Source organism: Streptomyces sp. MUSC 14, from assembly GCF_001866675.1.
Lineage (GTDB): Bacteria > Actinomycetota > Actinomycetes > Streptomycetales > Streptomycetaceae > Streptomyces.
Window position 1 is genome coordinate 270125 of sequence record NZ_MLYN01000013.1, and the last position, 21687, is coordinate 291811.

Consider the following 21687-nt stretch of genomic DNA (forward strand, 5'->3'; position numbering starts at 1 on the left):
TGGCATGCGCATGATTGGCCGAAGAGTGCGGCTCCTGATGCTGGCCGTCTCGGCTCTGCTGCTCGCCGCGACAACGATGCCGACCGCCCACGCGGCCGACCGTGCCGGGGCGACGCTGGCCGAGGTGTCCGGCACCGGCATCCACAACACGTACGACGACAAGTCGGCGTACACCTACCTCGCCGACGCCCTGGACACCGGCACCTCCCTGGTGGAACTGGACACCTGGGCCAACGTGTTCACCGGCAAGTGGAACGTGAGCCACACCAACCCGCTCGGCAGCGACAACAACTGCGTCCAGGCGAGCACGGCCGCCGACCTCTACACCGGCGACCGCAACCAGAACCTCGACAGCTGCCTCGACGACATCCGGATCTGGCTGCAGGCCCACCCCGCCGGCCACCCGATCATGGTCAAGATCGAGATGAAGAACGGGTTCGACGACCTCCTCGGCATGAACCCGACCTCGTTCGACGCCTACATGAAGGCCCACCTCGGCAGCGCCCTCTACACCCCCGCCGACCTGCTGACCAAGAGCGACGGCAGCCGCTACCCGGACCTCGACACCGCCGCCCGCGCGAACAACTGGGCCGGAAGCACCGCCCTGAACGGCAAGGCGATCGTGGAGATCATCCCCGGCACCTTCGAGCAGGCCGTCGACCCCGCCTCCACCTGGGTGGACGTCGTCTACGCCCAGCACCTGAAGGACCTGGCCGCCGCCGGAACCATCGACCGGGCCACCGTCTTCCCCAGCGTCCTCGGCGCGCAGGCGGTGGACCCGCGCACCCGCTACAGCGACACCACCCTGCGCCCCTGGTTCGTGGTCTTCGACGCGGACGCGGCCGCCTGGGCCGGCGACGGCGACACGCAGTGGTACGACACCAACCACTACCTGACGGTCGTCACCGACGCCTACGACGTGTCGCCCGCCCTCAGCTCGTCCGACCCCTCCCTGGCCGACGCCCGGGCCCGCGTCGCCGAACTCGCCTCCGACGGCGCCTCGTACATCTCCACCGACTGGATCACCGCCCCGGCGAACGGCGTGCTCGGCGAGGTGCTCACCCGTGGCTGACGCCCCGAACTCCCGCACGTTGCTGCGGTTCCTGGCGGCCGGGGTGACGGCACTCGCCTTCGCCCTGCCCGGCCAACTCGCCCCGTCGGCACGGGCCGCGACGGCTGTCTCCGACCCGGTGCCGCTGGTCGATCCGTACATCGGCACCGGCTCCAACAGCGACTTCAGTGCCGGGAACACCTTTCCCGGCGCCGACGTCCCGCACGGCATGGTCCAGTGGTCCCCGGACACCACCTCGCGGCCCAAGGGCGGCGGTTACAACTACGCCGATTCCGCCGTCTCCGGCTTCAGCCTCACCCATGTCTCCGGCGTCGGCTGCGACGCGGCCGGGGATCTGCCCATCCTGCCCGTGGTCGGCTCGACCGGCTCCGATCCCGGCTCCACGACGGAGTCGTTCTCCCACACGAACGAGTCGGCGTCACCCGGCTCCTACGCCGTCTCCCTCGGCAACGGCACCGGCGTGGCACTCACCACGACCACGCACGCGGGGATCGGCCAGTTCACCTTCCCCGCCTCCACCCAGGCCGGCCTGCTGCTCAAACTGAACGGCACGCAGACCCCGTACGCCTCCTCGACGCTGAACGTGACCGGTGACGACACGGTGACCGGCTCGGTGACCAGCACCGGCTTCTGCGAGGCCGCCAACCCGTTCACGGTCTACTTCGCCCTCACCTTCGACCACCCCTTCACCGCCAGCGGCGGCTACAGCGGCGGCGAGCACCTCACGTTCGACACCACGAGCAGCCGGACGGTCGAGGCCCGGGTCGGCATCTCCTACACGTCGACGGCCGAGGCGGCCGCCAACCGGGACGCGGAGGTCACCGGCAGGAGCTTCGCCGCCGTGAAGTCCGCCGCGACGACGGCCTGGCGCGACGAGCTGTCGAAGATCACGGTCAGCGGCGGCACCGGCGACCAGCAGCACGTCTTCTACACCGCCCTCTACCACGCCTCTCTCTTCCCCAGCGTGGTCAGCGACGCCGACGGCTCCTACCGCGGTTACGACGGCGCGGTGCACACCGTGACCAGCGGCCACATCGCCCAGTACACCGACTTCTCCAACTGGGACACCTACCGCTCGCAGGCCCAGCTCACCGCGCTGCTCGACCCGTCGGCCGCCTCCGACATGGCGCAGTCGATCGTCAACGACCACCAGCAGGGCGGCGCGCTCACCAAGTGGGGCATGAACACCGGCGAGACACACATCATGGTCGGCGATCCGGCCGTGCCCGTACTGGCCGACTACTACGCCTTCGGCGCACGCGACTTCGACACCGCCACGGCCCTGTCCGCCATGATCAAGGAGCAGACCACCGACACCGACGTCACCCCTGGCGTGACCTACCTGGACTCGTTCGGCTATCTGCCCACCAACTCGCTGTACGGCTGCTGCCACGAATACGCCACCACCTCCACCCAACTGGAGTACGACACGGATGACTTCGCCCTGTCGGCGTTCGCGGGCGCACTCGGCGACAGCGCGGACCGGAAGAAGTTCCAGGACCGGGCACAGGACTGGCAGAACATCTTCAACACGTCGTCCGGCTACATCCAGCCACGGCACTCCAACGGCCGCTGGATGGACGGTTTCGCCGCCAAGCTGATCACCGGCACGTCGAGCAACGACTTCGCCGAGGGCGACGCCTTCACCTACACCCCGATGATCCCCTTCAACGTGGCCAAGCTGGCGTCCCTGGAGGGCGGCGCCTCCTCCCTGGCGTCGTACCTGGACAGCGTGCTCAGCGGCTACCAGGGGCTGGGCAGCGTGATCGGCACCCAGTCCAACATGGGCAACGAACCCAGCATCGGGCTGCCATGGGAGTACGACTGGGTCGGCGAGCCGTACAAGACGCAGTCCACCGTGCGCGCCGTCCAGGACCAGCTGTGGACGGACGCCGCCGGCGGCGAGCCCGGCAACGACGACCTCGGCGAGATGAGCGCCTGGTACGTCTGGTCCGCGCTCGGCCTGTACCCGGAGACACCGGGCACCGCCGACCTGGCCCTCGGCAGCCCTCTGTTCACCTCGGCCGTGGTCACGTCGGGCAGGCACACGCTGACCGTCAACGCCCCTGCGGCGTCGGACAGTTCGCCGTACGTCCAGGCCCTGACGCTCAACGGCACTGCGTGGAACAAGGCGTACGTGCCGGCCTCCGCCCTCGGCTCGTCCGCCGAGCTGGACTTCACCCTCTCCCCGACCGCCGACACCCACTGGGCGTCGGACACCTCGGCCGCGCCGCCCTCCTACGACGGCACCCCGGGCACGGGCGTGGCCCAGCCCAGCGGACCGCTCACCGAGACGGCCACCGGCAAGTGCGTCGACGACGCCGGGGCCGGGACGTCGAACGGCACGGCCATCCAGGTCTACACCTGCAACGGCAGCGACGCCCAGACCTGGAAGGCCGTCCCCGACGGCACCCTCCAGGTGCTGAACGACTGCATGGACGTCACCGACGGCGCGACGACCTCCGGCACGAAGATCCAACTCCACACCTGCAACGGCACCGAGGCCCAGCGATGGCAGCCCGACAGCACGGGTGAACTCGTCAACCCGGTCTCGGGGCGCTGTCTCACCGACGCGAGCAACGGAGCCACGGACAAGACCCGGTTGACCCTCGCCACGTGCACGGGGAGTACCGGCCAGCGCTGGACCCTGCCGTCCTCGTGAGGCGGATCGTCAGTGGTGTGCGGCGGACGTGGTGGTGTACGGGGACGCGGCGTGCTGGGCGGCGTACAGGAGCGCCGGCTCCATCTTCGGCCAGAAATAGCTGTCCTGGCAGGAGAACGGCGGTGTGAAGCCGTCGCAGCCGACACCGCTGCTGTCGCCGATCTCGATGGTGAAGCTGGCGAGGCCGAGCTTGTCGTACGTCCAGTCGTCGGTTCCGCCCGAGGCGTTGTAGAGGATCTCGCCCGCCTGGCCGTACTGGTAACCGGTCAGCGAGGCCATGTGCGCGGCCAGCGCGCGCAGGGCGGTGTCGTTGCCGGTGTGCACGGTGGAGTCGTACTCCCAGGGAAAGAGCACCATGCTCGCGTCACTGTGCAGGGTGATCATCATGCCCTTGGCGTCCGACGGCGCCGGGGCGGTGTCGCCGGTGCCGGTGCGGACCGCGGGGAACAGCTCACGGAAGAGACTCTCCAGGGCGCTGTTCTCCACCTCCGAGTCGCCTGCGGGACCGTCGTACGTCTGGTCGCACGGTGCGCTGGAGGTGCCGGTGGTGTTCCAGTGGGTGTCGGCGTTGCGGTTGAGGTCGACACCGATCTGGCTGTAGGCGCTCACCCCGCACTGGGAGCCGTGGGAGTCGTCGGCGTTCTTGCGCTGGAGGACGGGGTTGTCGCCGCCCGCCGCGACCATGTCGACGCCGTCGGGGTTGGCGTCGGGCACCACCCACATCTCGGTGCTGTCCATCAGCTTGGTGATCGTCGCGTCCTTGCCGTAGCCGCTGGTCAGCGCGTCGATCCAGCGCCACGACATCTCACCGGTCGTCAGTTCGCGGGCGTGGATCTGGCTCATCAGGAAGAACCGAGGCTTGGCCGAGTTCGGGCTGAGCGCGCAGTCGCCCGCCTGGAGCTTGGTGATGCATATCGCCTTGAGGTCGCGACCGCCGCGCCCGTGCTGCTTGAGCCATGACTGACCGTATGTCACCACCTTCGCGAGGTCGGGGTGTTGGGACGCGGTGTCGTCCAGGTGGGAGTACTGGGCGGTGACCGTGTGGTAGCCGCCGTCGAAGGTGTCGCCCGCGGCGGCGCGCGTTATCGCGGCGGGGGAGGGGATGGCCTCGGTCAGCGTGTCGGCGATCACGGGGGCGAATCCGAGCCGCCGCAGTCCGGCCGCGGTGGAGGCGTCGCCGGAGACGAACAGGGTGTTGCCCTGCCGCTTCTCCAGGAGGTCGTATCCGGAGTCGGCGAGCCGCTCGGCGTCGGCGAGCGGATTGCGCGTGGGCACGCGGTAGACGACGACCGTACGGTGCCCGCCGTGGGCGCGGCCGGTGGTGGTGGCGCGGCCCGCTGTGGCGTCCGCGCCGGTGCCGGCCTGTGCCACCTGCGGCAGCAGGGCCGTGGCGACGATGACGGCACCGGCGGTCAGGCCCGCCAGGCGTTTGTATGCCATGGAGGTGACCTTTCGTGGGGGATGGTCAACCTCAATATGACATGTCCATGGAGGGAGCGATACGGGGTGCGCGGCATCGGGCTGTCGGGGTAGACGTGGAACGCGCCGAAGGAGAAAGGGAGTTCGGCGCGGCGGGTGGGCTCCGTCGCCGAGCCGGGCGGTGCACGTGAAGCGACGGCATACGATCTCGCGACATGGAGAAAGTGAGCCGTCGCCTGAACGAGACGGACAGTCGGATCGCCGCCGCGATGATGGCCTCCCCGCGCGCCTCGTGGCGCACGGTCGGCCGCGTACTGGGGATCTCCGAGCGCACCGTGGTGCGCCGTGCCGCACCGCTGTTCCACGACGGAACACTGCGTGCCACGGCCGTCCGCAACCCCGTGCGGTTCCCCGATCTGATTCCGCTCGCCCTGCGCATCCGGTGCAAGCCCAACCGGATCAGCGCCATCGCCGCCACGCTGGCACGCCGCCCCGACACGATCTGGGTGGACGTCCTCGGCGGCGGCGACGAAATCTGCACCGTCCTGTTCCTGGACGGGCCGGACGCCCGCAACGCGCTGCTGTTGCGCGACCTCCCCGCCACACCCGCCGTCCAGTCATGGACCTCCCACGTGCTGCTGCGGGTCTTCCCGGCCGGCTTCGACTGGAGCGGCGGTCTACTGTCCGAGACGGAGTTGACCAGCCTGCGGCAGGACGCCCCGGCCGCGCCCACCCGCTCCGCCCTCCAGCCCGTCGACCACCAGCTGATCGCCGCGCTCATCGAGGACGGGCGGGCCTCGTACACCGACCTCGCCCGCCGCGCGGACACCACCGCCCTCACCGCCCGCCGTCGCCTGGAGGCCCTCCTGGGCGGCCAGGCCCTCCGGCTCGCGACCGAGATCGACCTCGCCCGGCTGGGTATCCGGACCGAGTCACTGCTGTGGATCGGTGTCGCACCCGGCGGCCTGGAAGAGACGGGCCGACAGCTCAGCCGCCACCCGCAAGTCCGCTTCGTCTCCGCCACCACCGGCCCGGCCAACCTCCTCGTGGCCGTCGCCGCGGCCGGCCTCGACGCGCTCTACCACTTCCTGACCGACACCGTCGGCGCCCTCCACCACGTCTCCACCATCGAGGTCACCCCCATCCTCACAGGGGTCAAAAGGACCGGTCTGGTCCGGCCGGGCAGCCTCTGAGCGCCCAGCAGCACGGCGGCCTTCGTGCCTGGTCGCACGTGGCAACGCCCGGCGCGTCCCCCATGCGCGTCGATCGGCGGCAACCGATCCATGCCGGCCGGCGACTCCACGCCCTGGGCGCGGCAGCCGTCGCCGTGCCCGCTCCCGGATCCTGGGCCGGTCGGACTCCGGCCGCCGGCGCGGCGGTGGCGTTCGACGGCGCGGTGGGCTACGGCACCTCAGCCACCGGGGGAACGGGCGGGACCACCTACCACGTGACCAACCTGAACGACTCCGGCAGCGGTTCGTTCCGGGCCGCGGTGAGCGCACCGCACCGCATCGTCGGCTTCGACGTGGCCGGATACGTCACCCTGAACTCCGCCGTCCCCGTGGCCGACGACATCACCGTCGAGGGCGACACGGCGCCCGGCCAGGGCATCGGCCTGCGCGGCAGGGAGGTGTCCTTCTCCGGCTCCGCGAACGACATCGTGCGTGCGTCCGCTTCCGGGAGGGCACGCTCGACCCGGCGAACGGCACGGCGAGCCTCGCCCTCGCCAAGGCGAGCGACATGATCTTCGACCATGTGCCGGTCGAGTTCGCCACGTGGGACGACATCGACGCCGTCGGCGCCAAGAACATCACTGTGCAGAACCCGATCATCGCCGATCCGATCGGACAGCGGTTCGCCGTGCACACCGAGGGCGGACCGGTCACCTGGTACCGCGACGTCTTCACCGACGTGCACAACCGCAACCCGCCGGCCAAGGCCGACACCCAGTTCGTGGGGAACGTCGTGTACGACTCCCAGGGCGGGTACACGGCCGGGAACTCCGGCGGCACCTTCCGGCACGACGTGGCCGACAACGCCTTCATCACGGGACCGGTCACCGGCACGCGGCTCGACGGCACGGCGCTCGGCGTCGGCGCGGGCGCCACCGCCCGCTCCACCCCCTGGTCGCCCACCAGCACATCGCCGGCCGCCGCCGCGGGCAGCGCGCGATCACCGACGTGACCTCGCTCGGCACCGCCGGGCGGCTGTGATCGTCCCAGACTCGGACCGGCCCGGACAACGACGGGTACGGAACCATCACGGGGCAGTCCGTCTCCTCTCCACCGGGTACCGCTCCACATGGCGGACCGGCTTCCGGTCTCCCGACAAGGTCGGTTAATGTGCACGATCAGTGACATAAGGGGGGACGGAGCAGGCGGAGGGCAGGGCTGTGTCGGACGAAGGGCGACTCGTCGCCGGACGCTACCGGCTGGTCGAGCGCATCGGCCGTGGCGGCATGGGCACGGTCTGGCGGGCCGAGGACGAGGTGCTCGCCCGGCAGGTCGCACTCAAGCAGCTCCACACACAGCCCCACCTCTCCGACGCCGAGGTCGCCACGCTGTACGAGCGGACCCGGCGGGAGGCGCGCAGTGCCGCCCGGGTCGTGCATCCCAACGTGATCGTCGTCCATGACGTCGCCGAGGACGACGGGCGGCCCTGCATCGTCATGGAGTACGTCCCCGCGCCCACGCTCGGCGACGCCCTCAAGGATGGCCGGACCCTGCCCCCGGACGAGGCCGCCCGGATCGGCCTCGGCATGATCGCCGCCGTACGGGCGGCGCACACCGCAGGTGTCCTGCACCGCGACATCAAACCCGCGAACGTCCTGCTGGGCGCCGGAGACCGCGTCGTCCTGACCGACTTCGGCATCGCCCGGACCGCCGGGTCCTCGACGCTCACCCAGACCGGAGAGATGGTCGGGTCCATCGACTTCATGGCCCCGGAGCGGATCCGGGGCCAGGATCCCGGCCCCGCCTCCGATCTGTGGTCGTTGGGCGCCACGCTGTACCAGGCGGTCGAGGGACGCCCGCCGTACCGCCGCGACACCGCCATGGAGACCGCGTACGCCATCGCCGTCGACCCGCTGCAGCCGATGCGGCGGGCCGGGCCGCTGGCGCCGCTCGTCGAGGCACTGCTGGCGAAGGACCCCGCGGACCGCCCCACGGCGGAGCAGACGGAACAGGCCCTGCGAGCCGTCGTGTCCGGCGCCCCGCCCACCGGCACCGCGTCGTCGGCCGACCTCGCCGGCCTGCGGCCCGAGGACACCCGGTACACGGCCTCGACCTCCCCGGCACGGCATGCGCCGCCCGCGCCGTACGCCGGGGGCCGGGAGGACTCGGCGGACCCACACGAAGGCCGCCGGGGTCGCGGGCGCCCGCGGCGCGCACTGGTGCCGGCGGTCACCGCCCTGGTGGTCGCGTCCGCCGCCGCGGCGGCCTTCTACGCCTCCTCGCACGAAGGCGGGGCCAAGGCCGGCGCTCACCGCTCCGGCGGCACCTCGACCGGTACCGCATCGGCCACGCCCTCGCCCGTCCCCGACGGCTACCACCTGGTCCGCGACCAGCGGCTCGGCGTCTCCTTCCCCGTGCCGGACGGCTGGCAGCCGAAGAAGGGGCCGAACGGGGAGGTCACCTACGCCGACCCGACCGGCCTGGCCGGCATCACCATCGGCATGGTGGACCCGGCCGGCTCGCACCCCATCGAGCACTTCGCGGACATCGAGGCGAACACCAAGGTCAACTACGACACGTACCGCAGGCTGCGCATGCAGCAGACCACCTTCAAGGGCAAGCCGGCCGCGGTGTGGGAGTTCACCTTCCGCGGCCGCGCCCGCGTCTTCCGCGCCATCGACCTGGGATACGGCACGGCCGGCGGCCGGGAGTACGACATCTACCTGTCGGCGCCGGACGCCCGGTGGGACACGTACCGTCCCGTCTTCGACCACGTGCGCGACGGGTTCACCGACTGACCGGCGGCCGGAAGCAGATGGCTGCGGCGTCGTAGCGGCCGGCGGGCGTCAGCCCAGTCGGCGGGCGACCGCGTCGCGTGCGGCGGGCGGCAGCAGCGGACCCACCCGGGTGAGCAGGCGGTACAGTCCGGGGCCGTGCTGCCTGGCCAGGTCCGAGTTGTGCGCCAGCACGTCGAGTTCGTTGGCGGCCGTGATGGTGAGAAACGCCCGGAGGGCCTCGGCCGGCGGCTGGTGCTCACGGCCTGTGAAGCGGTTCCGGAAGACGACCGCCTCGGTGCCGTCGAGGCGGGGGTAGGTGGCGGCGCGGTCGCAGCCGGCGTAGAAGTAGACCAGTGCTTCGGCCTGTTGACCGATCAGCGCGACGAGTGCGGCCCGGTCCGTGACGGGCAGCAGCGTCGGCTCGAAGCCGTCCGTTCCGTATGTCGCATGGCACAGACCCGCGGTCTGGACGACGCTGTCCGCTCCCCAGTCGGCCAGCAGCCGGCGCACGCGCTCCAGGTGTCCCAGCAGCGTCCCCCCGGGATGAGGGATCAGCGCGGCTCCCCGATCCCGCAGAAACGCCTCGACCGCTTGCTGCTCACGTTCCGTCAGGTGGTGCCGCCGGGCTGGGGCCATGGGGCCGAGCGTAACGCCGATGCGCGGTGTGGCGCCCCGGCCGGAAGCGTTCCGGCCGGGGCACGAGTCAGCCGTCGGACGACGGTGCCGGTGACGTCAGACGACGGTGTTGAGGAGCAGGATGACGCCCAGCGAGGTCAGCGACAGCAGCGTGTGGGACACGGTCCAGGTGCGGAGCGTGCCGCCCACGGACAGCCCGAAGTACTCCTTGAACATCCAGAACGAGGCGTCGTTGACATGCCCGAGGAACGCGGCGCCGGAGCCGAGCGCCAGGGCGACGAGAGCCGCGTGCGGGGAGTCCAGGCCCTGCGCCAGCGGGCCGACGATGCCGGCCGCCGCCACGGTGGCCACCGTGCCCGAACCGGTCGCCGTGCGCATGAGGGCCGCCACCAGCCAGGCCAGCAGGAGCAGGGAGATGTGCAGATGCTGGGCGGCCTCGCCGATCGCGGAGTTGATGCCGGAGTCCTGCAACGCCGCGGAGTAGCCGCCACCGGCCCCGACGATCACCAGGACACCGGCGATGGGCGGGAAGGAACGGGACAGCGTGTCCTGGACCTCACGGCGCGAGGAGCCGACGGCCCAGCCGAAGGTGAACAGCGCCACCACGATCGCCGCGAGCAGGGAGATCATCGGCGTACCGAGGAACTCGACGCTGGTCAGGAGGGCGCCGTGCGCCCAGTGGAAGGTGTCGCAGCTCGCCTTGAGCATCATCAGCGCGATCGGCAGCAGGATGGTGCCGACCGTCACGGAGAACCGCGGCGTGCGGCGCCGGCTCCGCGGCTCGCCGCCCTCGCGGACGGCGTCCGTCGGTGCCTCGGGACGGTCCGTCACGGCGACGCCCGTCGAGGCCGCCGACGCCGACGCGGAGGTGGAGCCGCGGGCACCGGCCCGCACGTGCGAGCGGGCGTGATCGAGTGCGGCGGTGACGGCGGCGCTCGGCGGCGCGGCGGTGGTGAAGGCCGCCAGGGCCGAGTCGGGGACACGGGCGCTGACCCGCGGCCAGATGTACGCGGTGAACAGCGGCCCGACCACGATCGCGCAGGGGATCGCGACGATCAGGCCGTAGACGAGGGTGAGACCGATGTCGGCGTGCACCGCGTTGACGGCCACGAGCACCCCGGGATGCGGAGGCACCAGCGCGTGCACGGTGGCCAGACCGGCCATCGCGGGGATGCCGACCCGCAGCACCGGGTAGTCCGCGCGCCGGGCGATCTGGAGGACCAGCGGCACCAGCATCACGAAGCCGACCTCGAAGAACATCGGCAGACCGACGATGCAGGCGATCGCCGTCACGGCCCAGGGCAGTCGTTTCGGCCCGGCGACACGGGTGAGCGTCGCGACGATCTGGTCGATGCCGCCGGAATCGGCCATCAGCCGGCCGAGCACGGCTCCCAGAACGATGAGGATGCCGACCTTTCCCATGATGTTGCCGAGGCCCGTGGTGAAGGAATCCGCCGCCTTTTCGACGCCTGCCCCGGACAGCACCGAGACAGTGAGCGCACCCACCATCAGTGCCAGAAAGGCGTGCAGCTTCGCCCAGCTGATGAGGAGGACGACCACCGCGATCGAGATACCGACCAGTGCGAGCAGCCAGGTGTCGTGGCCGGTCCAGGCCACGGCCGCCGGGGCCGATTTCGCGGATTGTGATGCCAACGCTGCCATCATGCGCATTCAGCTTTCCCTAATTCCCGGGAACTCCCGTAATCGAATTTCCGGGCACCGTATGCGCAAGCGACGCCGCGTCACCAGGGGTGTAACCGTTGCGTTAATTGAGGGCGACGTAAATCTTTCCGTGCGTTCTGCTCGTATTGTGCACGCGGGTCGGCGGAGCGTTCTCCCGGATACCCTGACGTCATGTTCCGCGGTCCCCGTATTGCCACGCAGGCGCTGCTCGCCCAGGCCCTGGCGCTCGTCGTCGTCCTCGGTGCCGGCTTCGCCCTGACGGTGACCCTGCTGCGGAACTCCGCCGAGCAGCAGTACGAGCAGCGCGCCCTCGCGGTGGCCCGGAGCGTCGCCGAGAATCCGGACGTGGCCCGGCGGATCGGCACCCGCTCCGATCCCGGCGGCGAGGTGGAACACCTCGCGGAGGCGGTACGACGACGCACCGGCATGCTCTTCGTCGTCGTGACCGACCGGCGCGGCATCCGCTGGTCGCACCCGGACCCGACCGAGGTCGGCAAGGAGGTCAGCACAGCGCCCACCGCGTTGAACGGCCGCGAGTCGGTGTCCATCCAGCGCGGCACCCTCGGCACCTCCGCCCGCGCCAAGGTCCCGCTGCGCTCCGCCGACGGAGCCGTGGTCGGCGAGGTCAGCACCGGCGTCCGGGTCACGACGGCACTGGAGGCCGCCGTACCGCTGATCCGCGAGCAGGCCGCGTTCTCGGCCGGTGCCCTGCTCGTCGGCATCGGCGCGGCCGCCCTGCTGACCCGCCGCCTCAAGCGGCAGACCCTCGGCCTGGAACCGGCCGAACTCGCCGAGCTGCTGCGTGAACAGCAGGCCGTACTGCATGGTGTGGGCGACGGCGTCCTCGCCGTGGACCCCGCGAACCGGATCACGGTGTGCAACGAAGAGGCGGCCCGGCTGCTCGACGGCCCGGTACGGCCGGGCACCCCGCTCGGCGACGCCGGCCTTCCCGCACCGGTGCACCGCGCGCTGGCGGAACGGCAGGAGCTACGGCAGAGCGTGGCCGTGGTGGGCCGACGGCTGCTCGTGCTGAGCGCGCAGGCGGTCCGGCGCGGCGAGCAGGACCTCGGCCACGTGGTCACGCTGCGGGACCGGACCGAGGTGGACGAGCTGGAGCGCGAGCGGTCCGCGCTGCGCGCGCTCTCCGACGCCCTGCGCGCCCAGGCGCACGAGTACACCAACCGGCTGCACACCCTCTCCGGCATGCTCGCCACCGGCGGCACCGAGGAGGCGCAGGACTACCTGCGCGAACTGGCCGCCGCACCGCTCGCCACCGAGGGCCGCGACGGCGCTCGCCTGGTCGACCCCTACCTGCGCGGACTGCTCGCGGCCAAGACGGCGACCGCTTCCGAGCACGGCGTGGAGCTGCGGCTGGATCCGGACTCCTATCTGCCGGGACGGCTCACCGAGCCGCTGGACGTGGTCAGTGTCGTCGGCAACCTGCTGGACAACGCCGTACGAGCGGCCGAGAGCGGACATCGGCGTCCTGCCTGGGCGGAGCTGAGCGTGCTGGCCGAGGGCGATACCCTGCACGTGGCCGTGGCCGACAGCGGGGACGGGGTCCGGGCCGAAGACGTCGAACGGCTCTTCAGCCGCGGATTCACCACCCGGGACCCGCAGGAGCGGGCCGGGCACGGCATCGGGCTCACCCTGGCCCGCCAGCTCGCGACCAAGCACGGCGGCGAGCTGCGGCTGGGCCAGCCCGGCGGGGACGCACACGGCGCGGTCTTCCTGGCCCGCTTCCCCGCAGTACTGGAACGGTGGGCACCGCCGGGCACCGAGGCCGAACACGCGGCAACACAAGGAGGCGAGCAGTGATCCGGGTCCTGGTCGTGGACGACGACTATCGCGTCGCCGAACTGCATGCCCGCTACGTGAACGCGGTCGACGGCTTCACGGTCGCCGGTACGGCCCATTCCGCCGCGAAGGCAGTCGAGTTGAGCCGCGCACTGCGGCCCGACCTGATTCTGCTCGACCTGTATCTGCCCGACCGGCTGGGCACCGAGGTGCTGCCCGCGCTGTCGGGCGACGTGATGATGGTGACGGCCGCCGCCGACGCTGCGCAGGTGCGGGCGGCGCTGGGACGCGGAGCCATGGGCTACCTCATCAAACCCTTCGACGAGCGCGAGCTGAGGAACCGCCTGGCCGCGTACGCCCGCTTCCACGCCCAGCTGTCCACCGACCGCTCCCTCGCCCAGGACCAGGTGGACCGTGCGCTGCGCGCCCTGCACGGCACGGACCGCACCGTCCGCGCCCGGCCGCCGCGCGCCACCCCCACGGGAAAACTCGTCGCGGACACCGTGGCCGCCCTCGACGGCCCGATCACCGCCAGCGCGCTCGCCGAACGCCTGGGCATCTCGCGCCCGACGGCCCAGCGCTACCTGGCCGACCTCGCCGCGGCCGGCACGATCCGCATCGAACTGCGGTACGGCGCCGCCGGCCGCCCGGAGCACCTCTACTCGTGGAGCGGCGACGACACGGAACCGGACCAGGACTGAGCCCCGCCGCCCCAGCGCGGGGCCCACCACCGTGATCCCGCGGGCCGGCATGGTGCGCCAGTTCAGGGTGTAGTCCTCGGTGGGTTCGGCCGGCTGTACCGGCCGGGCGGCAGTGCCGCGAGGAAGAAGCCGTACGGGTCGGTGGTGCCGGGGGCCACGACGCGGCGCGTGTCCAGCGCGGTGACCGTGACGTCCGCGGCCGCCATGGGCGAACCCATGGGGTCGACGACCTCGCGGCCCACACCGCCCGCGTCGCTGGGGAGGGAGAGCGAAGGGCCCGCCGCCTCGGCCGGGGCCGCCCTCGGGACGCCGACGCCGGAGCAGTGCGAAGCCATGACGTTCACGTTTCGCGACAGTTGGCGCAGCCGCGCCCGCCTATGGTCACACCCCCCGTTCGTTCGTGCGGTACGACGCATGGGCACGGGTGTCTCAAGGTGCCTCAACACGAGACAGTCACGTCCCGCCCCTCGAACGCGAGGGCGTACGGAGCACCACCGTGTGCGTCTCCGCGTGCGGCAGTCCGAACGTGCCGCCGAGGCACGCTCCGCAGAGCCACGCCGCGTACAGGGCCCGGCCGCGCGCGTCGCGCCCGGTGGGTTCGGCGGCCAGTAGCGGCAGCGCCTCGGCCATCGCGCGGACGCCCTCCTGCGCCATCAGCGAGACCAGTGGCCGGCGCATTGACGCCGCTGGTCACGGTGAGCGGTACCGGCAGGGAGAGGGCGAGCTCGGGGTCGTGGACGACGCTGCGCGGCTGGACCACCGGGTCGCGGCCGGTGCGCTTGACCCCGTGTTCCGGCAGGCCCCAGACCGGGGTCATCTCCGAACCCGCGTACGTGGACGGCACGGCGATCAGCGGCAGTCCCGTGCGCAGCGCGATCGCCTTGCCGAGGCCGATGGCCGAGCCGCCGCCGACCGCGACGCACCCGTCGGCCCCGGCCGCCCGCGCCACCGCGACGGCCCGGTCGGCGACGTCGACGGAAACATGCGTCCGCGCCTCGGCGTGGAGTCCCGCGCAGGCGTCGCCGGGCGCCTCCGCCACCGCCCTCGCGGTGGTCTCACCCCGGCTTCCGCAGACCACCAACAGCCGCCGCAGACCGGGGTGTCGGGCCTCACCCGGGACCGCGGACACGGAGGCGCCGGCCCGGAAGACGACCCGCACGGGCCGGGTCTCGTACACGACGTCGGCGGTGAACGTCATGACGCCCGCTCCAGAACGAGATCGAAGCGCGCCTGCCGGAAGGGGTTCGGGACGCCCAGCTCCCGGGCCAGAGCCGGGTCGTCGATCCGCGTGAACTCCTGCACCAGACTCTGCTTCACCGCGAACACGGCGTCGGAGTCCAGGTAGTCGCTGCCGGCCACGAAGATGTGCGTGGTGACGGGGGAGTGGCCGTCGGCCGTGGCGATGAAGTGGATGTGCGCGGGGCGGTAGGAGTGCCGGCCGGTGGCGCGCAGCAGGGTGCCGACCGGGCCGTCCGTGGGGATCGGGTAGGGGGCCGGTACACAGGTGCGGAACCAGAACCGGCCCTCTGTGTCGGCCGTGAACAGCCCGCGGCCGTTGCCCGCGGGCTGGACGTCCGGTTGCTGTACGTCGTAGTAGCCCTCGGCGTCCGCCTGCCAGACGTCCAGGACCGCGCCGGGCAGCGGGGAGCCGTCCGGCGAGCGTACCCGTCCGCTGACGACGCACGGCTCTCCGCCGCCGACCAGGTCGATGTCGTCGCCGAGCCGGCGGGCGGGCGACTCGGTCAGGTGGAAGGGGCCGAGGACGGTCGACTCGGTGGCGCCGGGGCCGCGGCCGCCGTTGACGGTCTCGACGAGCATGGACAGGCCGAGCACGTCCGACAGCAGGATGAACTCCTGCCGTGTGTCCGTGCAGGTCTGTCCGGTCGCCGTCAGGAAGCCGATGGCCCGCTCCCACTCCTCCTGCGTGAGCCGGGTCTCGCGCACGAAGTCGTGCAGATGGCGGATCAGTCCGCCGAGCAATTCCCGCAACCGCGGATCGGCCGTCGCGCGCAGACTGGCGACGGCCTCCTCGGTGACGGCCCCTTCGACGAAGGCCTCTCCCGCGCTGCTGGTCATACGAGCTCCTTGTCGTCTGCGGCAGCCCACTGCGGCGTTCCGCGTTCGGTGTCCACGGTGACTCGCCTTCCCACCGCCTGAGTTCAGCTGTGCCAAGGATGCGCCGCAGCGCGCCCGCCAGCAGCCCTTCGGCGTCCGGGTCCTCGTACTCCTGGCCGGGACCGATCACCACGGTGGCGATGTCGACCTCCTGCGCCTGCGCGGCGCGCACCCAGCCCCGGGCGGCGGAGGTGATCCAGACGTGCGGCAGCTTCGCGCCGGGGCGGGAGGAGGGTTGGTTGCAGAGCTCCGGGTCGCGGGTGAAGCCGGGGTCGGGCGTGCCGTCGGGCATGATGGCGTCCGAGTCGTAACAGGGCGTCCCTTGCCCGACGGTGTGCCGGACGAGGCCGTCGCCGCATGACGGCGCGCCCGGTTCTTCGGGGTGCCGCACGACCTCCGGCAGCCGGTCTCCGCTCCTGCCGGGCCACGGTCCCGAGCACTTCCTCGACCGCCGGCAGGACCTTTCGTCGCCGCATCCGGGCGCCGCGCACGTGGTGAGGGCCGTGCTGCTCGCCCAGTCGATAAAGAAGGTGCGGGCGTTCGAGCCGGTGGGATACGTTCCTGTCTGTTCGAAGGGGGACCCGAAGTGGCGAAACTGAACCAGATCATCGCCGTAGAGAAGGGTGTCAAGAGCAAGTCGCTCCAGGACATCACCGCGGCACACCACAAGGTGCAGAAGCCGGCTCTGCTGGCCGGTATCTCGCGTGCGTACCAGCCGAAGGACGAGGAGGGCGAGCAACTGCCGCCCGAGTCCACACGCGTACAGGTGCAGGCCGAGGACGTACTGCGGGAGATGTCCGCGTCGCTCACCCGGCTCTTCGACGTGACCGCCACCAAGGACTGGGCGAACTGCGCGGCCCGCGCGGACGTCACGGTCGACGGCCGGACGATCCTCACCGACGTCCCGGTCAGCTACCTCCTCTTCCTGGAGAAGCAGCTCACCGACCTGCACGCGTTCGTCAGGAAGCTCCCCACCCTCGACGCCGCCGAGTCCTGGTCGCACGACCCCTCCACGGACTGGTGGAAGACGGACCCGGTGCGCACGATCCGCACCAAGAAGGTCCCGCGCAACCACGTCAAGGCGGAGGCCACCGAGAAGCACCCGGCGCAGGTCGAGGTGTACTACGAGGACGTGCCCATCGGGTACTGGACGACCGTGAAGTTCTCCGGAGCTCTTCCCGCCCGGAGGGTCAACGAACTGGTGGAGCGCGTCGAGAGGCTTCAGCAGTCGGTCAAGTTCGCCCGCGAGGAGGCCAACGGCGCCGAGGTCACCGACCAGCGGATCGGCGACGCCGTGTTCGGCTACCTGCTCGGCTGACACCGGCCGACCATAGGCAGCATCCATGATCGCCCCCGCGTGCGAGCGCGGGGGTGCGCGACAGGCGCGGACCGGATTGAGGACCGGCCCGCGCGATGAGCGCAAGCTGACACTGAAGTTCAGCCTGAAGAAGCGGTGCCGCAAAGGTGCCGCCGTCAATCTCAGACTCTCGCTCCAGTCTCAGCATCGCCGCCGATCGCCGGATCGACCGAGGCCGGACGAACGCCGTCGGATGCGAGTTCGACTCTCGCCTGCACCTCTCACGCGGTGCGGTAGTTCAAAGGAAGAACACGACGGCATGATGACTGATCCGTCCTCTTAAACGCCGCCGGCGTGCGCAATTGGGTGGCATCCCCAGGGGCCCGGGAGCTGGATACGACTCCCGGGCTCCGCCACGTTCATCGCCGCTGGAGGCAGGCCCGTCACAAGGCGCGGTCACCGCGCACGTACACCCCGGCGCGCGCAGCGGCCTCGACCGCCTCGGCGGCCCGGACGGCGGCGGCTTCGTCGAGCGGCCGGTCGGTGGTCAGCAGGCGGTAGTAGAGGGGTGCGGAGACGGCGCGGATCACCTCGTGGGGGTCGGTGCCCTCGGGTACCTCACCCCGGTCGACAGCCTGCTGGACGCAGGGAGCCCACTCGGTGACGCGGACCTCGTAGAAGCGATGCAGGGCCTCGGCCGTTCTGGCCTCGCAGGTGGCGGCCGCGATGACGGCCTTGAACAGGGCTCCTTGGCGCGGATCGGCCAGAGTCCGCTGTACGAGGCGGGCGTTGGCCGTGAGGTCGCCGAGCAGGGAGCCGGTCTCGGCGCGTGGCAGTGACTGCTCGGCCATGTCGGTCAGCAGGTCGGCCACCAGGCCGGTGACGGTTCCCCAGCGACGGTAGACCGTGGTCTTGCCCACGTCGGCGCGCCGGGCGATCTCCCCGAGGTCCAGGTGGGCGAAGCCCTGTTCGGCCAGGGTGTCCCCGGCCGCCCGGAGCACCGCCGCCCGCACCCGCGCCGTACGTCCGCCGGGCCGGACGGTACCCGGCTCGGAGGACGTCGGATCGGCACCCACCCCATCCATAACGGTACTCCAGTTTCATTAGTCGTCTTTGCATGTTACGTTGAAGGCAGATCCTAACGGAACTCATGGCCCATTAGTTGGCGGGCTGAGGAGAATGGGGGAGTAGTCATGGAGTACAGGCGATTGGGCGCGTCCGGGCTGAAGGTCCCCGCGCTGAGCTTCGGCGCCGGCACCTTCGGCGGCCAGGGGCCGGTGTTCGGCGCCTGGGGCACCACTGATGTCCGCGAGGCGCGTCGGCTCGTGGACGTCTGCCTGGACGCCGGGATCACGATGTTCGACACCGCTGACGTCTACTCCGGTGGTGCGTCCGAGAAAGTGCTGGGCGAGGCGATCAAGGGCCGCAGGGACCAGGTGATCGTGTCCACCAAGACCAGCCTCCCGATGGGGGACGGCCCTGGCGACGCGGGCTCGTCCCGGTCGCGGCTGATCACCGCGTGCGAGGACGCGCTGCGCAGGCTCGGGACCGACCACATCGACCTGTTCCAGCTGCATGCCTTCGACGCCGGCACCCCGATCGAGGAGGTCCTGTCCACGCTCGACGACCTCGTCCGCGCGGGAAAAGTCCGCTACCTGGGAGTCTCCAACTTCTCCGGCTGGCAGACGATGAAGTCCCTCGCACTCGCGGAGCGGTACGGCCGCCCACGCTACGTCGCGCAGCAGGTCTACTACTCCCTCGTCGGCCGCGACTACGAGTGGGAACTGATGCCCCTCGGCCTCGACCAGGGACTCGGGGCGCTGGTGTGGAGCCCGCTCGGCTGGGGACGGCTCACCGGCAGGATCCGCCGTGGCCGACCGCTGCCCGCCGGCAGCCGGTTGCACGACACCGCCGCCTACGGCCCGCCGGTCGACGACGAACATCTCTACCGTGTGGTCGACACGCTCGACGAGATCGCGCAGGAGACCGGCAAGGCCGTCCCGCAGATCGCCATCAACTGGCTGCTACGACGGCCGACCGTGTCCTCCGTCATCATCGGAGCCCGCAACGAGGAGCAGCTCCGCCAGAACCTCGGTGCCGTCGGCTGGTCCCTGACCGCCGACCAGGCGGCACGACTCGACGCGGCCAGCAGCAAGCCGGCGCCGTATCCATACTTCCCCTACGAGCGCCAGGAGGGCTTCGCCCGGCTCAACCCGCCGGTGGCCTTCGGGCCCTCGGCTGCGGCCTGACACCCGCTGCCGTCTGACACCGGTTCAGAGCGTACGGCCGGACAGGGAGACGTACTCTTGAAGAGTTCTTCAATTCGCCAGTTTCCAATCCAGGCATGTCCTGAGGGAGGAGTGGCCGTCGGTGGGTGGGTTCGCCGATGCCGTTCGGGAGCGGGTGCGCGATGCGCGCGCCGCGCTCTCGGCGGCTCTCCAGGACGAGGACGCGTATGAGGTGGCCGTGGCGCAGGACGAGCTGGACGACGCGCTGCGGGTGGCGCTGCGCCACGGGATCGACGCCGATACCGGTCCGGGGGCGGGCGAGGGGTGACGGGGATGCCGGTTCCGGTGTACGAGGCGAAGACGAAGAGCGAGGCCGAGCCGTCGAATTCGTCTCAGCAGCTGGTGGCGCCGCGTCGTTCGTCGACGTATGAGCCGGCCGGGCGCCAAGACCTTCTCGGTGGACCGCGCACGCGCACCACGGTCGCGGTGCGGTGACCGGCGGCGTGCGCGGGTTCCGGCTGCCCTGGTCCCGGCGACGTCCCGCCGCGGTGGTGGAACACGTCCCGCCGCGGGGGCTGCGGCATGTCGTGTCGGTGCGGGTGGGGCCGGACGCGGTCCGCCAGGCCCGGGAAGCGGTGGCGGCACAGTTCATCCGGGCCGGTGTCGCTCCGGGTTCGGCTTTCGCGGACGGGTGGTGCTGGTGGTCAGTGAGCTGGTCACCAACGTGCTACGGCATGCGGCAGGCTCCCCCGTGACGGACGTGGGGATAGCGATCACGGGCGGGGAACTGGTCGTCAGCGTTGAGGACGCCGAACCGCGACTGCCCGTCCTCACCGACGACCGCATGGGCGCCGGGCTGCGGATGGTGGCCGAGCTGGCCGCCGACTACAACGGCGGCGTCAGCGCGGAGAAGGCCGTCGATCACGACGGCAAGGCCGTCCTCGTGCGGTTCCGGATCCCTGCCCTGGACCAGGAGCCGTACGGTGATGAGGAGTGATGAGGAATCCGGCGACCGGTCAAGGTGACGCGCAGGCGCCTGCGTCCGGACGCCCACCGTGCCGGAACCACTCCGGCGCCAGGATCGACATCACCGTCGCGTCCACCCGCTCGCCCTCCCAGAGCAGAGCGTCGCGCAGGACGCCCTCGGCGACGAACCCCACCTTCTCGTACACGCGGCGGGCCCGCGGATTGAACGCGTAGACCTCCAGCGAGACGCGGTGCAGCCCCAGCTCCTCGAAGCCGTAACCGACGATCAGACGGGTCGCCTCCGTCCCCAGGCCGCGGCCGTATGCGCCGGGCACCAGGCAGATACGGAAGCCGCAACTGCCGTTGCCCGGGTCCCAGTCGTTGAGCACCGCCTCGCCGATGACGTTCCCCGTCGCCCGCTCGACCACGGCCAGGTCCAGCCGGTCGTCCTGCTCCTGGCGAGTGTCGTACCAGGTGCGTATGCGCGCCTCGTCGGGCTCCTCCCCGTCATGACCGCCCGTCAGCCGTGATGCCTCCGCGTCCCGGAACATCGGCATCAGCGCAGGCACGTCATCCACCGTGACCGGCCGGAGCAGCACCTGTTCTCCCTTCAGCGAGGGCTTGCTGAGGAAGGCGGGGCGTGAAGCACTTCGCACGTGATCAACCATGGTGGCATTGTGTCCGGCCGACCAGCCCGGCGTCTTCCTGGTGTTCGGCACAAGGCCAAGTCACCGCTTGGACAAGCCCGTTCATCTGTCTGCGCGTTCAGGTGTCCGGCGAGTGTGACACCAGACAACGCCCGTCGCGCATCAACTCGCGTGCGCGTAGTTCTTGAGGCGGCAGCGCGTCGATCTCGACGATCTCGACCGTGCCCGCGAGTACGGCGACGTCACGGGTGTGTCCCAGCGCCGGCGGGGTGGTCCGGGTGGCGGCCAGGTTCCTGCCGGTCGGGCTGTCGGCCGGAGTGGCCACCAGCAGTGCTCCGCCGTTCCAGTCGAAGGACAGCGGCTCCTGGTACGGGGCGCCGTTCGGCGATGTGCCGGCCACCGGTGCGGGCTCGGCGTTCATCGGTCCTGCCGCACGCCGAGGAGGTTGCCGTCGGGGCCGACGCACGGAGGCGTGCCCCGGGTTCAACGGAACTGCGGGTGACGAAGCCGGCCGA

The 21687-nt window shown here is 71.2% G+C and carries 20 protein-coding genes and 2 pseudogenes; 12 read left to right on the top strand and 10 right to left on the bottom strand.

The genetic code is table 11. The features are described 5' to 3' along the window. The first annotated feature begins 10 nt into the window (after positions 1-10). Positions 11-1072, top strand: coding sequence for a hypothetical protein (locus BIV25_RS07350; protein WP_256255652.1), 1062 nt, complete (start codon positions 11-13; stop codon positions 1070-1072). Further along, positions 1065-3734: a lectin gene (locus BIV25_RS07355; RefSeq protein WP_079176476.1), complete on the top strand. Its 2670-nt coding sequence runs from the start codon at positions 1065-1067 to the stop codon at positions 3732-3734. The genes BIV25_RS07350 and BIV25_RS07355 overlap by 8 nt, the downstream gene beginning before the upstream one ends. 9 nt (positions 3735-3743) lie before the next feature. On the opposite strand, the gene BIV25_RS07360 is transcribed toward BIV25_RS07355, so the two are convergent. Further along, on the bottom strand, positions 3744-5174 hold the full coding sequence (locus BIV25_RS07360) for a M14 family zinc carboxypeptidase (RefSeq protein ID WP_071371328.1): 1431 nt from the start codon (positions 5172-5174) through the stop codon (positions 3744-3746). Positions 5175-5368: 194 nt separating this feature from the next. Between BIV25_RS07360 and BIV25_RS07365 the strand changes: the two genes are divergently transcribed. The 4 genes from BIV25_RS07365 to BIV25_RS07380 all read left to right on the top strand — a co-directional run bounded on the left by BIV25_RS07365 (position 5369) and on the right by BIV25_RS07380 (position 9123). Beyond that, complete coding sequence (locus tag BIV25_RS07365) at positions 5369-6346, top strand: Lrp/AsnC family transcriptional regulator (protein ID WP_177235178.1); 978 nt, start codon at positions 5369-5371, stop codon at positions 6344-6346. 62 nt (positions 6347-6408) lie between these two features. Then, the gene (locus BIV25_RS07370; protein WP_071371329.1) at positions 6409-6897 is read left to right on the top strand and encodes a hypothetical protein; all 489 of its coding nucleotides are present in this window, start codon (positions 6409-6411) and stop codon (positions 6895-6897) included. Next, positions 6894-7337: a hypothetical protein gene (locus tag BIV25_RS07375; protein WP_071371330.1), complete on the top strand. Its 444-nt coding sequence runs from the start codon at positions 6894-6896 to the stop codon at positions 7335-7337. The genes BIV25_RS07370 and BIV25_RS07375 overlap by 4 nt, the downstream gene beginning before the upstream one ends. 208 nt (positions 7338-7545) lie before the next feature. Further along, positions 7546-9123, top strand: a complete 1578-nt coding sequence (locus BIV25_RS07380; protein ID WP_071371331.1) for a serine/threonine-protein kinase — start codon at positions 7546-7548, stop codon at positions 9121-9123. A 48-nt stretch (positions 9124-9171) separates the two neighbouring features. Here the strand turns inward: BIV25_RS07380 and BIV25_RS07385 are convergent, their stop codons facing one another. Together BIV25_RS07385 and BIV25_RS07390 are read right to left on the bottom strand one after the other, a co-directional pair. Beyond that, positions 9172-9738, bottom strand: coding sequence for a DUF6817 domain-containing protein (locus tag BIV25_RS07385; protein ID WP_071371332.1), 567 nt, complete (start codon positions 9736-9738; stop codon positions 9172-9174). Positions 9739-9834: 96 nt separating this feature from the next. Then, positions 9835-11391: an SLC13 family permease gene (locus BIV25_RS07390; protein WP_177235179.1), complete on the bottom strand. Its 1557-nt coding sequence runs from the start codon at positions 11389-11391 to the stop codon at positions 9835-9837. Between the two features lie 201 nt (positions 11392-11592). Here BIV25_RS07390 and BIV25_RS07395 point away from each other — a divergent pair, with 201 nt between their 5' ends. Together BIV25_RS07395 and BIV25_RS07400 are read left to right on the top strand one after the other, a co-directional pair. Next, a complete protein-coding gene (locus BIV25_RS07395; RefSeq protein ID WP_071371334.1) occupies positions 11593-13239 on the top strand; it encodes a sensor histidine kinase in 1647 nt (548 codons plus the stop codon). Further along, a complete protein-coding gene (locus BIV25_RS07400) occupies positions 13236-13919 on the top strand; it encodes a response regulator (RefSeq protein ID WP_071371335.1) in 684 nt (227 codons plus the stop codon). The genes BIV25_RS07395 and BIV25_RS07400 overlap by 4 nt, the downstream gene beginning before the upstream one ends. Positions 13920-13981: 62 nt before the next feature. Here BIV25_RS07400 and BIV25_RS07405 read toward each other — a convergent pair whose 3' ends face one another. From BIV25_RS07405 to BIV25_RS52445, 4 genes and pseudogenes are all read right to left on the bottom strand, one after another. Continuing rightward, a complete protein-coding gene (locus tag BIV25_RS07405) occupies positions 13982-14254 on the bottom strand; it encodes a carboxypeptidase-like regulatory domain-containing protein (RefSeq protein ID WP_256255653.1) in 273 nt (90 codons plus the stop codon). Between the two features lie 151 nt (positions 14255-14405). After that, positions 14406-15117, bottom strand: a pseudogene (locus tag BIV25_RS07410) (iron-containing alcohol dehydrogenase); the annotation flags it as partial. Continuing rightward, the gene (locus tag BIV25_RS07415; protein ID WP_071371337.1) at positions 15114-15995 is read right to left on the bottom strand and encodes a dioxygenase; all 882 of its coding nucleotides are present in this window, start codon (positions 15993-15995) and stop codon (positions 15114-15116) included. The gene BIV25_RS07415 and the pseudogene BIV25_RS07410, both read right to left, overlap by 4 nt. A gap of 85 nt (positions 15996-16080) precedes the next feature. Further along, positions 16081-16344: pseudogene (locus BIV25_RS52445) on the bottom strand (2,4-dichlorophenol 6-monooxygenase); the annotation flags it as partial. Between the two features lie 276 nt (positions 16345-16620). Between BIV25_RS52445 and BIV25_RS07420 the strand changes: the two are divergent. Beyond that, complete coding sequence (locus BIV25_RS07420; RefSeq protein ID WP_071371338.1) at positions 16621-17352, top strand: hypothetical protein; 732 nt, start codon at positions 16621-16623, stop codon at positions 17350-17352. A 422-nt stretch (positions 17353-17774) separates the two neighbouring features. Here BIV25_RS07420 and BIV25_RS07425 read toward each other — a convergent pair whose 3' ends face one another. Continuing rightward, on the bottom strand, positions 17775-18416 hold the full coding sequence (locus BIV25_RS07425) for a TetR/AcrR family transcriptional regulator (protein WP_071371339.1): 642 nt from the start codon (positions 18414-18416) through the stop codon (positions 17775-17777). A gap of 108 nt (positions 18417-18524) precedes the next feature. Between BIV25_RS07425 and BIV25_RS07430 the strand changes: the two genes are divergently transcribed. From BIV25_RS07430 to BIV25_RS07440, 3 genes are all read left to right on the top strand, one after another. After that, positions 18525-19580 carry an aldo/keto reductase gene (locus BIV25_RS07430; protein ID WP_071371340.1) on the top strand — a complete coding sequence of 352 codons (1056 nt, stop codon included), beginning with the start codon at positions 18525-18527 and terminating at the stop codon, positions 19578-19580. Positions 19581-19701: 121 nt separating this feature from the next. Then, on the top strand, positions 19702-19887 hold the full coding sequence (locus BIV25_RS07435; protein WP_071371341.1) for a hypothetical protein: 186 nt from the start codon (positions 19702-19704) through the stop codon (positions 19885-19887). A gap of 366 nt (positions 19888-20253) precedes the next feature. Continuing rightward, positions 20254-20556 carry an ATP-binding protein gene (locus BIV25_RS07440; RefSeq protein WP_256255654.1) on the top strand — a complete coding sequence of 101 codons (303 nt, stop codon included), beginning with the start codon at positions 20254-20256 and terminating at the stop codon, positions 20554-20556. A 19-nt stretch (positions 20557-20575) separates the two neighbouring features. Here BIV25_RS07440 and BIV25_RS07445 read toward each other — a convergent pair whose 3' ends face one another. Next, on the bottom strand, positions 20576-21193 hold the full coding sequence (locus BIV25_RS07445; protein WP_071371342.1) for a GNAT family N-acetyltransferase: 618 nt from the start codon (positions 21191-21193) through the stop codon (positions 20576-20578). Between the two features lie 97 nt (positions 21194-21290). After that, the gene (locus BIV25_RS07450; protein ID WP_071371343.1) at positions 21291-21593 is read right to left on the bottom strand and encodes a hypothetical protein; all 303 of its coding nucleotides are present in this window, start codon (positions 21591-21593) and stop codon (positions 21291-21293) included. Between the last annotated feature and the right edge of the window lie 94 nt (positions 21594-21687).

Bases quoted from the DNA above. Each gene is read 5' to 3' on its own strand.
- BIV25_RS07385 (WP_071371332.1), bottom strand. From the start codon at position 9,738: ATGGCCCCAGCCCGGCGGCACCACCTGACGGAACGTGAGCAGCAAGCG.
- BIV25_RS07395 (WP_071371334.1), top strand. From the start codon at position 11,593: ATGTTCCGCGGTCCCCGTATTGCCACGCAGGCGCTGCTCGCCCAGGCC.
- BIV25_RS07350 (WP_256255652.1), top strand. From the start codon at position 11: ATGATTGGCCGAAGAGTGCGGCTCCTGATGCTGGCCGTCTCGGCTCTG.
- BIV25_RS07450 (WP_071371343.1), bottom strand. From the start codon at position 21,593: ATGAACGCCGAGCCCGCACCGGTGGCCGGCACATCGCCGAACGGCGCC.
- BIV25_RS07360 (WP_071371328.1), bottom strand. From the start codon at position 5,174: ATGGCATACAAACGCCTGGCGGGCCTGACCGCCGGTGCCGTCATCGTC.
- BIV25_RS07425 (WP_071371339.1), bottom strand. From the start codon at position 18,416: ATGGATGGGGTGGGTGCCGATCCGACGTCCTCCGAGCCGGGTACCGTC.
- BIV25_RS07365 (WP_177235178.1), top strand. From the start codon at position 5,369: ATGGAGAAAGTGAGCCGTCGCCTGAACGAGACGGACAGTCGGATCGCC.
- BIV25_RS07415 (WP_071371337.1), bottom strand. From the start codon at position 15,995: ATGACCAGCAGCGCGGGAGAGGCCTTCGTCGAAGGGGCCGTCACCGAG.
- BIV25_RS07370 (WP_071371329.1), top strand. From the start codon at position 6,409: ATGCGCGTCGATCGGCGGCAACCGATCCATGCCGGCCGGCGACTCCAC.
- BIV25_RS07445 (WP_071371342.1), bottom strand. From the start codon at position 21,193: ATGGTTGATCACGTGCGAAGTGCTTCACGCCCCGCCTTCCTCAGCAAG.
- BIV25_RS07430 (WP_071371340.1), top strand. From the start codon at position 18,525: ATGGAGTACAGGCGATTGGGCGCGTCCGGGCTGAAGGTCCCCGCGCTG.
- BIV25_RS07405 (WP_256255653.1), bottom strand. From the start codon at position 14,254: ATGGCTTCGCACTGCTCCGGCGTCGGCGTCCCGAGGGCGGCCCCGGCC.
- BIV25_RS07375 (WP_071371330.1), top strand. From the start codon at position 6,894: ATGATCTTCGACCATGTGCCGGTCGAGTTCGCCACGTGGGACGACATC.